Source organism: Streptomyces sp. NPDC006372, from assembly GCF_040612515.1.
Lineage (GTDB): Bacteria > Actinomycetota > Actinomycetes > Streptomycetales > Streptomycetaceae > Streptomyces.
Window position 1 is genome coordinate 1 of record NZ_JBEXQJ010000073.1, and the last position, 12,855, is coordinate 12,855.

Genomic DNA, 12,855 nt, shown 5'->3' on the forward strand with positions numbered 1-12,855 from the left:
CGTCCACGACGAGGCCGCCCTTGGTGGCGAGCAGCGCCTTGTCGCGGTGACCGCGGCGCCCTGTGAGGTGCCGCCCGGTACGCCGGACGGCCAGGACCCGGAGCCGGAGGTCCTGCCGCCGGACCACACGGAGTCCGGGGCGCCGCGCCCGGACTCCTCGCCCCAGCTGCCCGACACCCCGTCGGACCACACCGTCACGGCCGGACCGGCGGGCACGTCGTCACCCCGCCGCGTGGTGCCCACGCGGGCCACCGCGACGGTGCCGCGGCCGGGCGTGCTGTGCAGGTCGAAGCTGTCGGCGAGCCGCAGGCACGTGCCGAGACCCGCACCGAGCGAACGGGTCGTGGAGAAACCGTCCCGCAGCGCCGTCGGCATGTCGCGGATGCCCGGGCCGTGGTCGATCGCGACGATCTGCACCACCCGGGACTCCGCACCGCCCTCCCGCAGCACGGGAGGGTCCACGACGTCGATGAGCACCTGACCGCCCTCGGCATGCTTGAGCAGGTTCGTGGCGAGCTCGGTCGAGACGAGCGCGGCGGCCGCGGTGCGCCGCTCGTCGAGCCCGGCCAGGGCCGCCGCGCCCTCCGCGGCGACCCGCGCGTCGCGCACCCGGGTCGAGTCGCGTACCGGGACGTCCCACAGGCGCGGCATCAGGCCCCCTCGCGCGGACGAGGCGGCCGGGCGACCCAGCAGGTGACCCGCACGGTGGTGCCGGAGCCCGGTGTGCTGTCGACGTCGAAGTCGTGGACCAGGCGCCGCGCACCGCTCAGACCCATGCCCAGACCGCCGCCGGAGGTGTACCCGTCACTAAGAGCCAGCTCCAGGTCCGCGATGCCCGGCCCCTCGTCGGTGAAGGCCAGCCGGAGCCCCGGCGAGCCCCCGCTGCTCACCTGCGTCGCCGTCATCTGTCCGCCACCGCCGTGCACGAGGGTGTTGCGGGCCAGCTCACTGGCCGCGGTGACCAGCTTGGTCTGGTCCACCAGACCGAAGCCGAGACGGGCCGCGGCCTGCCGCACGTGCTGTCGCACCCACACCAGGTCGATGTCGGACCGGATGGGCAGGCAGGCCTCCACGCCCGCGGCAGTGTGCATCACGGACTCTCCTGACGCGGATCGCCCGGACCGGACGGGGCCTGCTGCGACAGGAGCTCCATGCCCGCCTCGGTGCTGAGCGCGGTGCTCAGCCCGGGCAGCGTCAGGCCCAGCTCCACCAGTGTGATGGCGACCGCGGGGCGCATACCGGCCACCACGGTCCGCGCGGCCAGCAGCTTGGCCTGCGCGGCGATCTCGGCCAGCACCCGGCCGAGGAAGGAGTCGACGATCTCCACGCCGGAGATGTCGATCAGGACACCGCGCACCCCGGTACGGGAGATGGTTTCAGCGAGGTCCTGCTGGAGCTGTTGTGCCGTGCTGTCGTGCAGGTCCCCCTGGAGCGTGACCAGCAGCACGTCGCCCAGACGCAGCACCGGCACGTGCCCCGTCACGGGACCGGAGTAGGCGTCCTTCACCGCTGACCCGCACCCGGCTTCACGATGCCCGCGCCGAGCTCGTGCAGCGCGTACCCCAGCGCGTCGGCGAGGCTCGCGCGGGTGATCACGTCCAGGTCCAGGCCGAGGTGGACGATGGTCTGCGCGATGGCGGGGCGGATGCCCGAGACGATGCACTCGGCGCCCATCAGCCGCGCGGCCGCAACCGTCTTCATCAGGTGCTGCGCCACCAGCGAGTCGACCGTCGGCACCCCGGTGATGTCGAGGATCGCGAACCGGGCCTGCTGCTCGACGATGGCGTTCAGCAGCGTCTCCATCACGACCTGGCTGCGGGCGCTGTCGAGCGTTCCGATCAGCGGCACGGCCACGATGCCGTCCCAGAGCCGGATGACGGGGGTGGCCACCTCCATCAGCTGCATCCGCTGCCGGTCGCTGAGCGCCTGCCATTCGCTCAGCGCCGTCTGCATCGCCACCAGCCGCAGGGTGCCCATCAGCACGGTGAGCGTCGTCGAACACGCCCGCAGGTGCTCGGGCGGCGCCTCCTGCAGATCTGCGGCCAGCAGGTTCTCGACGGGCGGCCGCAGCGCGGCGAGCTCGCTGGAGACCTGCGTGTTGGACAACCCGGCGCGCGAGCGAGCCGCGCCCATCCGGCCCAGCTGCTCGCGCACCCCGCTGAACCCCGCCGCGTCCGGGTCCTCCACCTGCTCCGAGTCGGCCACCTGGGCCAGCGCGTCCACGACGGCCTTGCCCGCCTCCACCGCCTCGTCGCGCGAGACGGTGAACACGGCGCGGAACAGCGGCTCGTCCGCCCACCGCTGGACGATCTGCTCACGCCGGCGGTGCAGGAAGTCCCTCACCTCGTGCGTGGGCGTGGCGAGCTGTCCGTCCGCTTCGTGCTCCGGCACCTGGTTCTCTCCTCATCCGCGTTGCGCGGCCGCACCCGCTTCAGGCAACGAGACGGCGCTGTGACACTTGCCGGGCGACAACTCTAACCATGCGCCGACCTCGTACGACACCTGATCCGTCGCAAGCGGTCAGGGGCCGGGGAACGGCGGTTCGGCCACCGTCGTCACCAGCGCGCGCAGGGTGAACCGACTTCCGGGCAGGGCGAAGCGACGGCACCTGGCCGCCGGTCGTGCGGGCCGTGACCGAAGGGCCCCCGGTTCGTCAGATGCCTTCCTGCCCCGGCTCCTCAGGGACGGCCGGCCCTTCGTCGACACGGGCGAGGGCCTCGTCCAGGTTCTCCGATATCGGCACCGTGATGCTGACGCCGGTCAGGTCCAGGACGCGCCGTACCGCCGGAGTCGGGCTGATGACTTGCACACTGCCGCCGTCCCCGCGGGTCTCCTGGTACACCCGCAGGATGATGTTCATCCCGGACGAGTCCATGAACGGGACGGACGACAGATCGAGCAGGAAGTGTCGTCGGCCGTGGTGGAGTTGGTTGGCCAGATGGGCCTGGAACTCGGTCGCGGTGTCGACGTCCAGGTAGCCGTCGACCGTGATCAGGGCCACGTCCTCCCGGGGCAGTTCGACTTCCACGGACAGCGGGTTCTGGGCGAGGGGCACGGGTACCTCCAACAAGTGCTACGGCCTGGGCAGGTCACCTCTGCGGATGACCGCGGTGCGGGGCGATGCCGGTCCTGGGGCGGGCTCTGATGCCGTTTCTCATGTGCCTCCCTTCACTGCCGGTCTCCGTTTTCACCGCGCCCCGCGGTTACCCCGGAAACAGCACTCCATGCCCTCTCGCCGACGAAGTGTCCGAACCGGGCCGACGACGGTCCCGGGGACCGGCGGGCCGTGTGCCGAATGCGCTTGCGGCAGGGGGGTAATTGCTGCTGTGGAGAGGGGCGGGCGGGAACCGTCCGTCCGGGCTCGAGATCCGCACACCCCCAGGGAGGATGGAGCAGCGTGGCCATCGACAGAATCTGGTCGTACGCGCCGCACAGCGGTCACGTCGAGGGGCAGGACCTGACCGGGTTCACCGTCGCCGCGACCGACGGCACGATCGGGCACGTGGACCGGGAGGCGGCCCCGCACGGCATGCGGCACCTGGTCGTCGACACCGGCGTCTGGGTGTTCGGCCGCAGTGTCCTGGTACCGGCCGGAGTCGTCACCGCGGTCGATCCGCAGGCTCGCAAGGTCATGCTGGCGTGCAGCAGGGGAGACGCCAAGGCGGCGCCTCGTTTCCAGACGGACAGCGAGACGAGGGACCGTGAGTACCTGACCACCGTGGGCGACTACTACGACCGGTTGCCGCCGCGCGAGACGGCCTCGGTCTGAGCGAACCGGTCACGGGCGCACCGCGCCCGTGACCCTCCCGGTTCGTCAGGGCACGAAGGTCACCAGGGCAGGAAGACGTGCACGTCCTTGCCGCGCTTGTCGGTCACCACGCTGACCTGGTCGCACAGGGTGTGGATCAGGTGCCAGCCGATTCCGCCGCCACCGCTGCGCGGATCGAAGGGGCGGGGGGCGGGCTCCGTGGTGCTGGTGTCGTGCAGGACCACATGCACCCCGTCGAAGGTCCGGCGCATCCGCAGCGCGAACGGACCCGGCGCGTACTGCACGGCGTTGGCGGCCAGTTCCGTCACCACCAACAGGATGTCGTCCCAGTACTCGGGGGCAGAGGGTGGCGAGGAGCGTGCCAGATCACGCAGGAACTCCTCCGCGGCGAGCCGCGCACCCGTCACGTCGTGCGGCTCGCCCACGAAGCTGTTCGTGCGGCTCGGGATCTCCTCGGAGGTCAGTGCGTCATCCCCACGCGGCTCGGTTGACATATCGCCTTTCCGGCCCGGCGCCAGCAAGGGCTGTCGTCAGGGCTGTCGTCCTTTCTCTTGCGTCGCCACTGTTGCGTGTTCCCGAGGGCGCGAGGCCTACGCGTCCGGCTCCGGGCTCAGCGGAACACATTGTCCGAGTCGTCCCAGTTCGATGCGTCGTCCGCGGTGATCGCCGCCCGCCCGGGACGCCTGCGCGACTGGTACATGGCGTCGATCTCGGACGCGTAGTGCCGCACGATCTCGTCCCGGCGCAGCTTCATCGAGGGCGTCAGCAGTCCGTTGGTCACGTCGAACGGCTCCGGCAGGACCCGGAACACCCGGATCGACTCAGACCGGGACACCGAGCTGTTGGCCGCCGCGACGGCCCGCGCGACCTCCTCCCGCAGCGCGTTCTCCTCCCTTGCCTCCCGCATCTCGCCCTGGAGGGCGAGCGCCGCCCGCCAGTGCGCCAGGAAGTCCGGATCCAGTGTGATCAGGGCGCCGACACAGGGCATGTCGTCGCCCACCACCACCGCCTGGTGGATGAGCGGATGCATCCGCAGCCGCTGTTCCAGGGCGGCCGGTGCGACGCTCTTGCCGCTACTGGTGATGATGATGTCCTTCTTGCGGCCGGTGATCGTCAGGTAGCCCTCGGAGTCCAGCTGTCCCAGGTCCCCGGTGGCCAGCCAGCCGCCGCGCAGCGCGGCCCGGGTGGCGCCGTCGTCACCCAGGTATCCCTGGAACACCGACGGGCCGCGCACCAGGATCTCCCCGTCCTCGGCCACCTGGATCTCCGTGCCCGGCAGCGGCTGCCCGACAGTCCCCGACTTCTCCCGGCCCAGCGGCTGCATCGTCACCCCGCCGCCGGTCTCCGTCAGGCCGTACCCGTCGTGCACGTAGATGCCGATGCCCTCGTAGAACAGCGAAAGGTCGCGGCTGAGGGTGGAGCCGCCGGACGTCGCCCGGCGCACCCGGCCGCCCAGCGCGGCGCGCAGCCTGCGGTACACCGTGCGCTCGTACAGCGCGTGCTGGAGCCGCAGGTCGAAGCCGGGCCCGCGGCCCCGGCCCAGCCGCTGGCGTTCCAGCGCCGAGGCGAAGTCCCGCGCCGTCTCGGCGGCCCGCTCGAACAGCCCGGCGTGGCCCCCCTGCTGGGCCGTGCGCAGGAAGTTCTTGTAGATCTTCTCGAACACCGACGGCACCGCGTAGAAGTACGTGGGCCGGAAGGAGCGCAGCGCCGACGACAGCGCCTCCCCGTCCAGGTCGGCCTGGTGCCCCATCAGCAGACCACCGCGCAGGCACAAGCCCTGGATCATCAGCCCGTACACGTGCGAGAAGGGCAGGAAGGCGAGCACGGAGCCCTGCTCACCGGGGGGTGCCGCGGTGTGCCCCCAGCCCGACAGCAGCGTGTCGCAGGGGGCGGCCAGGTTGCGGTGGCTGAGGGCGCAGCCCATGGCGTGGCCGGTGGTGCCGGAGGTGTAGGCGACGACGGCCGTGGAGTCCGGCAGCACGATGCGGCGCATCGAGTCGACCGTGGCCAGCGGGACGGACTCCCCGCGCACCGCCAGCTCCCCCAGCGCGTCGGCGTCCAGCTGCCAGACGTGACGCAGTAACGGCAGGGACGCGCACACCGAGCCGACGGTCATGACGCCCTGCTCGTCCTCGACGACCACGGCGACACAGCCGGCGTCCCGCAGGATCCACTCGACCTGGTCCCGCGACGCCGTCGGGTACACCGGGACGACCTCGGCCCCCACCGCCCACAGCGCGTAGCACAGGACCGTCCACTCGTACCGGGTGCGTGCCATGATCGCCACGCGGTGGCCCGGCGCGATCCCGGAGGCGATCAGGCCCTTGGCCGTGTCCACCACCTCGTCACGCAGCTCGATCGCCGTCACTTCCTCCCAGCGGGCGGAGGCGGGGTCGGCGCGGCGGGCGAGCAGCGGCCGGGTGGGCTCGCGGTCCGCCGTCTCGAAGACGCTGTCGGCGAGCCCGCCGGTCAGGGGCGTAACGGCCGGTGGAGCGACGGCGAGGTCGCGCATGCACTGCTCCTGACGTGTACGGGGTGTGACGTTGCCGACGGGTACCGTCATCGGCGGGGCTCGAATGTAGTCGAGGAGAGCCCCTCAGTGGTCGGGAAATACGGAAGTGGTTCATCTGATGATCTCGGCGAGAGGGGGGACCCGGACGGCATGAGTCACATCAGCCCCGATCCCGAACCCGAACGCACCCCCGGCCTGGAGCCCGGCGGCGGCGTACCGCCGGGCGAGACCCCGCCCGCGGAGAGCAGCCTGCCCGAGGCGGGGCCCCGGGAGACACACAACCCGACCAAGGGCTGGTCCAAGGGCCCACTGACCGTGATCATCGTCCTGGTGGTGCTGATCGCGGCGTTCTTCCTGGCCTACGCCCTCGCCCTGATCCTCTGAGCCCGCACCGCCCCGCGGCCGGGACGCCTCACGCCTGGGTGTGGCGCACGCACTCGGTGACGACGTCCCGCAGGCTCCCCGTGCGTTCCATCAGCGCGCGCTGCACCTGGGCACCGTTGCCGTCCCGCAGCAGCTCCTCGCAGGCGGTCCGCGCCCGGTCGAGGTCACCGGTGTCCGCGAGGGCCTCCTCGACGTGGTCCAGCAGGGCACGGACGACTGCCTCCGCGGGCATCCGCCGCATGGTCAGCGGGTGCAGCAGTTCGCCCGTCAGACCCGAACGGGCGGCCTGCCAGTCGGCCAGCTGCAGCAGGCTGACACTGTGGTCGAGCGGTTCGCGGCCGGCCCGCCACTCGCGTGCGGCGGTCTCGACGAGCCCACGGACGAGCGTGGCGACCAGCACCGCGGTGCCGGAGTGCAGACAGACGTCCGCGACGCGGATCTCCACCGTCGGGTATCGCTGTGACAGCCGGGCGTCGAAGTAGATCATCCCGTCGTCGAGGATGGCGCCCGTGGCCACCATGTCCGCGATCAGGCGGTGGTAGCGTTCGGCCGACCCGAAGATCTCCGTGGGACCAGCCGACGGCCAGCGCAGCCACACCCGGCTGCGGTAGCTGCCGTAGCCCGAGTCACTGCCCTGCCAGAACGGCGAGTTCGCACTGATCGCCTTCAGGACCTGGAGCCAGGGCCGCAACCGGTCGATGATCGCGACGCCCTCGTCCTCGGACTCGACCGAGACGTGCACATGGCACCCCATGACGAGTTGCTCACGGGTGGCGATGCCGTACTGGTCCGCCATCCACTGGTAGCGCCGGTTGACGCCGACGGCGGGGCTCACCGGCAGCGGGGAGGTGGCGAGCGCCGCGACGGTGCAGCCGATCTCCCCCGCGTGCCGGGCGGCCTCCTTGCGGCAGCGGACGATCTCCGCGTGCAGGCTCTCCATGGAGGACTGCGGATGAGTGGCGAACTCCAGCATCTGCTCGTGGAGTTCCTTCTCGAAGACGTCCTGATCCGCGTCGTCCTGCGCGGCCCGGGCGAGCACCGCTGCGGACAGCGCTCGCGGTTCCCCGGTCTCCGGATCGACCAGGAGGAGTTCCTCCTCCACTCCGACGGTGCGCACCTGATGCCCGCCCTTCTGTGCCCGTGCCGCCTCGTACCACCGGGTTCTCCCGGTGGTACGACCCCCAGTGCCCCTCACGGGCGGGAGGACACCTGGTGGCGCGGCAGGACTTCACGGAGCGAACGGCGTCAGCCACACCGTGGCCAGCGGAGGCAGCGTGATCCGGATCCCTCCGTCCTCTCGTTTCACCGGGTCCGCGTTGGTGACGCCGCTGCCCCCGTAACGGGTGGCGTCGGTGTTGAGGCTCTCCTGCCAGACGTCGGTCACGTCCGGGACCCACAGGTCGTAGGCGTGCCGGACGACGGGGGAGAAGTTCGACACCGCGAGCAGGGGGTTGCCCTCGCAGTCGTACCGGAGGAACGCGAAGACGTTGTCGTCGGCCGAGTCCACCGCCACCCAGCGGAAGCCCTCCGGGCGGGTGTCGCACTGCCACAGCGCCGGGGTCGCCCGATACGCCGTGTTCAGGTCGCGGACCAGATCGCGCACGCCCCGGTGGTCACCGGCCGAGTGGTAACCGTCGTCGAGCAGCCACCACTCCGGCCCGTGCTCCACCGACCACTCGGCCCCCTGCGCGAACTCCTGCCCCATGAACAGCAGCTGCTTGCCGGGGTGGCTCCACATGAAGCCCAGGTAGGCACGGACGTTCGCGCGCCGCTGCCACCAGTCGCCCGGTGCCTTCGACACCAGTGCCTGCTTGCCGTGCACGACCTCGTCGTGGGAGATGGGCAGGACGTAGTTCTCGCTGTAGGCGTACACCATCGAGAAGGTCATCTCGTGGTGGTGGTACTTGCGGTGCACCGGCTCGTGGGCGAGGTACTCCAGGGAGTCGTGCATCCAGCCCATGTTCCACTTCAGCCCGAAACCGAGCCCGCCGGTGTCGGTGGGCCGGGTGACCCCGCCCCAGGCGGTGGACTCCTCCGCGATCGTGACCACTCCGGGAGCGCGCCGGTACACGGTCGCGTTCATCTCCTGGAGGAAGCCCATGGCCGCCAGATCCTCCCGGCCGCCGAAGGCGTTGGGCTCCCACTGACCGTCCTCGCGCGAGTAGTCCAGATAGAGCATCGAGGCGACCGCGTCCACGCGCAGCCCGTCGATGTGGAACTCCTCGCACCAGTACACCGCGTTGGCCACGAGGAAGTTCCGCACCTCGGTGCGGGCGAAGTCGAACTCGTACGTGCCCCAGTCCGGGTGCTCGGCGCGCCGGTCGTCCCCGGGCTCGTACAGCGGATCCCCGTCGAACCGGGCCAGCGCCCAGTCGTCCTTCGGGAAGTGCGCCGGCACCCAGTCCATGATCACGCCGATGCCGGCCCGGTGGCAGGCGTCGACGAAGTACCGGAAGTCGTCCGGGGAGCCCAGCCGGGCGGTCGGCGCGTAGAACCCGGTGACCTGGTAGCCCCAGGAGCCGTGGAAGGGGTGTTCGGCGACCGGCATCAGCTCGACGTGCGTGAAACCGAGGTCCTTGACGTACGCCGGAAGTTCCTCGGCGAGCTGCCGGTAGTCCAGCCCAGGTCGCCAGGACGCCAGATGCACCTCGTACACCGAGAACGGTGCCTCGTGCACCGGCGTGTCCGCGCGATGCGCCATCCACTCGGCGTCGCCCCACTCGTAGTGGGAGGCCGTCACGATCGACGCCGTGTTCGGCGGCTCCTCCGTGCGGCGCGCCATCGGGTCCGCCTTGAGGAAGCGGTGGCCGTACCGGGAGTGGATCTCGAACTTGTAGGCGGTGCCCTCGCCGACGCCCGGCAGGAACAACTCCCACACCCCGGAGGCGCCCAGGGACCGCATCGGGAACTGTGTGCCGTCCCAGTGGGTGAAGTCCGCGGCGACCCGCACGCCCTGCGCGTTCGGCGCCCACACCGTGAACCGGGTGCCGGCCACGCCCTCGTGGATCATCGGCCACGCGCCGAGCGCCTGCCAGAGCTGCTCGTGCCGGCCCTCGCGGATGAGGTGCAGGTCGAGCTCGCCGAGCGCGGGCAGGAAGCGGTACGGGTCGTGCACCTCCTGCTCGCCGCCCTCGTACGCCACGTGCAGCGTGTACTCGGGGATCGCGTCCAGTGGCAGCACGGCCGAGAACAGGCCGTCGCCCTCGGAGACGAGGGCGGTGCGCTGCCCGCCGGTCACCACGCTCACGGAACGGGCGAAGGGCCGCAGCGCCCGGAACGCGATCCCGCCCGGGACGGGGTGGGCGCCCAGCAGCGCGTGCGGATCGTGGTGGGCACCCGCCAGCAGGCGCCCTCGGTCCTCCGGGCTCAGGGCGGGCGCGGTCGTACTCGGGACCGGGCCGGACGGCTCCGGGATTGAGGTGTCACGCAGGGCCACGGCTCAGTCTCCTCTCACAGCGAGGCGCTCGATCGCCGCCATCGGTACAGGCAGCCAGTCGGGGCGGTGCCGTGCCTCGTACAGCACCTCGTACACGGCCCGGTCCGTCTCGTAGGCGCGGAGCAGTCCGTGTTTCTTGCGGGGATCCCAGCCGGCGCGGGCGGCATAGCCCGCGCAATAGGCCTCGCGGCAGCGACGCGCCCACTCCGGCCGCCAGGGGCGGCGCTGCCGGGCGGCGTAGTCGAAGGAGCGCAGCATCCCGGCGATGTCCCGCACGGGGGAGTGGGCGCTGCGCCGTTCGGAGAGCGGCCGGGACGGCTCGCCCTCGAAGTCGATGACGAACCACTCGCGGCCGGCCCGCAGCACCTGGCCCAGGTGCAGGTCGCCGTGGATGCGCTGGGCGGGCGGGCCGGGGTCGCAGGTGGTGAGGGCGGCGAACGCGGTCCGCAGACCGGGCACGAACGGCTGGAGCGCGGGCACGCAATGCGCGGCGGCGTCCAGCCGCTCGGTCATCGCCGTCGCCGTACGCCGGTTCTCCCCGGGCGCGCCGACCGGGAAGGCCGAGGCCAGCGCGAGGTGCACGTCCGCCGTGGCCGCGCCCAGCGCCCGGGCCTGCACCGTGAAGTCGTCGCCGGCGGCCAGGGCGTGCAGTGCCAGCGTCCAGCCGTCGGAGGCGTCCCGCAGATACGGCTGGAGCACGCCGAGCGTGGCCTTGAACGGATGTTTCGTCTGGAACCAGGCCACGGGCGCGGGGACGCGGTGGCAGCCCTGGCTCGCCAGCGCGCCCGGCACCTCCAGGTCCGGGTTGACGCCCGGCTGGATACGCCGGAAGACCTTCAGGATGTACTCGTCGCCGTACACCAGCGAGGAGTTGGACTGCTCCGCGTCCAGCAGCCGCGGCACCAGCCCGGCGGGCACCTGCTGGTCCGGGTCGCAGTCGAAGCGCAGGGGGCCCGCGGTACCGGGAAGCCGCAGCCGGTCCAGGAGCAGCTGGGCCGAACGGGGGGCGTGGAGTGCGTCGTAGACCGTCAGGCCGGCCAGCGGCCCGTCCTGCACCTGTCCGATGAGCGCCCGGCCGAGGCGCGGTGACGGGTGCTCCCGTACGCCGAGCAGCAACTGGTAGCAGTCACCGGCCGGGAGAGCCCCGCCGGGCGAGGGCACGCCCGTGTGACCGGCATGTACCAGCAGGTGCAGACAGCCCGGGAACAGCTCGGTCATCGACAGCAGGCCGAGCTCGGTGACGGGCCGGTCCTTGCCCGCGAACCAGCGCTGTCGCGGCAGCCAGTCACGCAGCAGCACGCCGAGCGACTCCATGGGCTCGGCCAGGCGCGTGGCGCCCGGGCGGACGGATGCCGTCTTCGGCATGGTCACGCCTCCTTTCGCCGGCGCGTGCTCACAGTCGCCGGCCGATGCGCGATGCGACTCGGTTGAGCCGGAACCAGTAGAAGCCGTGGCCCCCGAGGGTCAGCAGGTACGGCAGCTCGCCGATGGCCGGGAAGCGGACTCCGCCGAACAGCTCCACCGGGTGCCGCCCGGCGAACTCCTGCAGATCGAGCTCGGTCGGCTGGGCGAATCGCGCGAAGTTGTTCACGCACAGCACCAGGTCGTCCTCGTACTCCCGCAGGAAGGCCAGCACGGCCGGGTTGGAGGAGGGAAGTTCGGTGTAGGTGCCGAGGCCGAAGGCCGGGTTCTGCTTGCGGATCTCGATCATGCGCCGGGTCCAGTGCAGCAGCGACGAGGGTGACGACATCGACGCCTCGACGTTGGTGACCTGATGGCCGTAGACCGGGTCCATGATCGCCGGCAGGAAGAGGCGGCCCGGGTCGCAGGCGGAGAAGCCGGCGTTGCGGTCCGGTGTCCACTGCATCGGTGTCCGGACGGCGTCCCGGTCGCCGAGCCAGATGTTGTCGCCCATGCCGATCTCGTCGCCGTAGTAGAGGATCGGTGAGCCGGGGAGGGCCAGCAGCAGCGCGGTGAACAGCTCGATGGTGTGCCGGTCGTTGTCGAGCAGGGGAGCCAGACGCCTGCGGATGCCGATGTTGGCGCGCATGCGGGGGTCCTTGGCGTACTCGGCCCACATGTAGTCGCGCTCTTCGTCCGTGACCATCTCGAGCGTGAGCTCGTCGTGGTTGCGCAGGAACATGCCCCACTGGCAGCCCGAGGGGATGGCCGGGGTCTTGGCCAGGATTTCCGAGACCGGGTAGCGGGACTCCCGTCGTACGGCCATGAAGATGCGCGGCATGACCGGGAAGTGGAAGGCCATGTGGCACTCGTCGCCGCCGCTGGGATAGTCGCCGAAGTAGTCGACGACGTCCTCGGGCCACTGGTTGGCCTCCGCCAGCAGCACCGTGTCCGGGTACTGCGCGTCGATCTCGCGGCGGACGCGCTTGAGGAACGCGTGGGTGGCGGGCAGGTTCTCGCAGTTGGTGTCCTCGGCCGCGTAGAGATACGGCACCGCGTCCAGCCGGAATCCGTCGATGCCGAGGTCCAGCCAGAACTTCAGCGCGGCCAGGATCTCCTCCTGCACACGCGGGTTCTCGTAGTTGAGGTCCGGCTGGTGCGAGAAGAAGCGGTGGAAGAAGTACTGGCCCCGCACCGGGTCGTGGGTCCAGTTCGACGTCTCGGTGTCGACGAAGATGATCCGCGCGTCCGCATAGCCCTTGTCGTCGTCGGCCCACACGTAGTAGTCGCCGTAGGGCCCGTCGGGGTCCTTCCTCGACTCCTGGAACCACGGGTGCTGGTCGCTGGTGTGGT

Annotated in this window: 13 protein-coding genes; 2 read left to right on the top strand and 11 right to left on the bottom strand. The window is 71.2% G+C overall.

What is annotated here, in order from left to right; genetic code table 11:
* The 5 genes from ABZ016_RS42455 to ABZ016_RS42475 all read right to left on the bottom strand — a co-directional run.
* Positions 1–651 (bottom strand): anti-sigma regulatory factor (locus ABZ016_RS42455; RefSeq protein ID WP_356922152.1); only part of this gene is annotated, 651 nt, incomplete at its 3' end.
* Positions 651–1,091 carry an anti-sigma regulatory factor gene (locus ABZ016_RS42460; RefSeq protein ID WP_356922153.1) on the bottom strand — a complete coding sequence of 147 codons (441 nt, stop codon included), beginning with the start codon at positions 1,089–1,091 and terminating at the stop codon, positions 651–653. The genes ABZ016_RS42460 and ABZ016_RS42455, both read right to left, overlap by 1 nt.
* Positions 1,091–1,507, bottom strand: a complete 417-nt coding sequence (locus tag ABZ016_RS42465) for an STAS domain-containing protein (protein WP_356922154.1) — start codon at positions 1,505–1,507, stop codon at positions 1,091–1,093. The genes ABZ016_RS42460 and ABZ016_RS42465 overlap by 1 nt, the downstream gene beginning before the upstream one ends.
* A complete protein-coding gene (locus ABZ016_RS42470) occupies positions 1,504–2,391 on the bottom strand; it encodes an STAS domain-containing protein (protein ID WP_356922155.1) in 888 nt (295 codons plus the stop codon). The genes ABZ016_RS42465 and ABZ016_RS42470 overlap by 4 nt, the downstream gene beginning before the upstream one ends.
* A gap of 262 nt (positions 2,392–2,653) precedes the next feature.
* On the bottom strand, positions 2,654–3,055 hold the full coding sequence (locus ABZ016_RS42475; protein ID WP_356922156.1) for an STAS domain-containing protein: 402 nt from the start codon (positions 3,053–3,055) through the stop codon (positions 2,654–2,656).
* Positions 3,056–3,397: 342 nt separating this feature from the next.
* Here ABZ016_RS42475 and ABZ016_RS42480 point away from each other — a divergent pair, with 342 nt between their 5' ends.
* Positions 3,398–3,769, top strand: coding sequence for a PRC-barrel domain containing protein (locus ABZ016_RS42480; protein WP_356922157.1), 372 nt, complete (start codon positions 3,398–3,400; stop codon positions 3,767–3,769).
* A gap of 59 nt (positions 3,770–3,828) precedes the next feature.
* Here ABZ016_RS42480 and ABZ016_RS42485 read toward each other — a convergent pair whose 3' ends face one another.
* Both ABZ016_RS42485 and ABZ016_RS42490 read right to left on the bottom strand, forming a co-directional pair.
* Positions 3,829–4,263, bottom strand: coding sequence for an ATP-binding protein (locus tag ABZ016_RS42485; protein ID WP_356922158.1), 435 nt, complete (start codon positions 4,261–4,263; stop codon positions 3,829–3,831).
* Between the two features lie 116 nt (positions 4,264–4,379).
* Positions 4,380–6,281 (bottom strand): AMP-dependent synthetase/ligase, encoded by a 1,902-nt coding sequence (locus ABZ016_RS42490; RefSeq protein WP_356922159.1) that lies wholly within the window; start codon positions 6,279–6,281, stop codon positions 4,380–4,382.
* Between the two features lie 150 nt (positions 6,282–6,431).
* Between ABZ016_RS42490 and ABZ016_RS42495 the strand changes: the two genes are divergently transcribed.
* Positions 6,432–6,665 carry a DUF6480 family protein gene (locus ABZ016_RS42495; RefSeq protein WP_356922160.1) on the top strand — a complete coding sequence of 78 codons (234 nt, stop codon included), beginning with the start codon at positions 6,432–6,434 and terminating at the stop codon, positions 6,663–6,665.
* 28 nt (positions 6,666–6,693) lie between these two features.
* On the opposite strand, the gene ABZ016_RS42500 is transcribed toward ABZ016_RS42495, so the two are convergent.
* The 4 genes from ABZ016_RS42500 to treS all read right to left on the bottom strand — a co-directional run.
* Positions 6,694–7,782: a glutamate--cysteine ligase gene (locus ABZ016_RS42500; protein ID WP_356922161.1), complete on the bottom strand. Its 1,089-nt coding sequence runs from the start codon at positions 7,780–7,782 to the stop codon at positions 6,694–6,696.
* Positions 7,783–7,893: 111 nt separating this feature from the next.
* Positions 7,894–10,101 carry a 1,4-alpha-glucan branching enzyme gene (gene glgB, locus ABZ016_RS42505; RefSeq protein WP_356922162.1) on the bottom strand — a complete coding sequence of 736 codons (2,208 nt, stop codon included), beginning with the start codon at positions 10,099–10,101 and terminating at the stop codon, positions 7,894–7,896.
* Positions 10,102–10,104: 3 nt separating this feature from the next.
* A complete protein-coding gene (locus tag ABZ016_RS42510) occupies positions 10,105–11,466 on the bottom strand; it encodes a maltokinase (protein WP_356922163.1) in 1,362 nt (453 codons plus the stop codon).
* A 28-nt stretch (positions 11,467–11,494) separates the two neighbouring features.
* Positions 11,495–12,855 (bottom strand): maltose alpha-D-glucosyltransferase (treS, locus tag ABZ016_RS42515; RefSeq protein ID WP_356922164.1); only part of this gene is annotated, 1,361 nt, incomplete at its 5' end.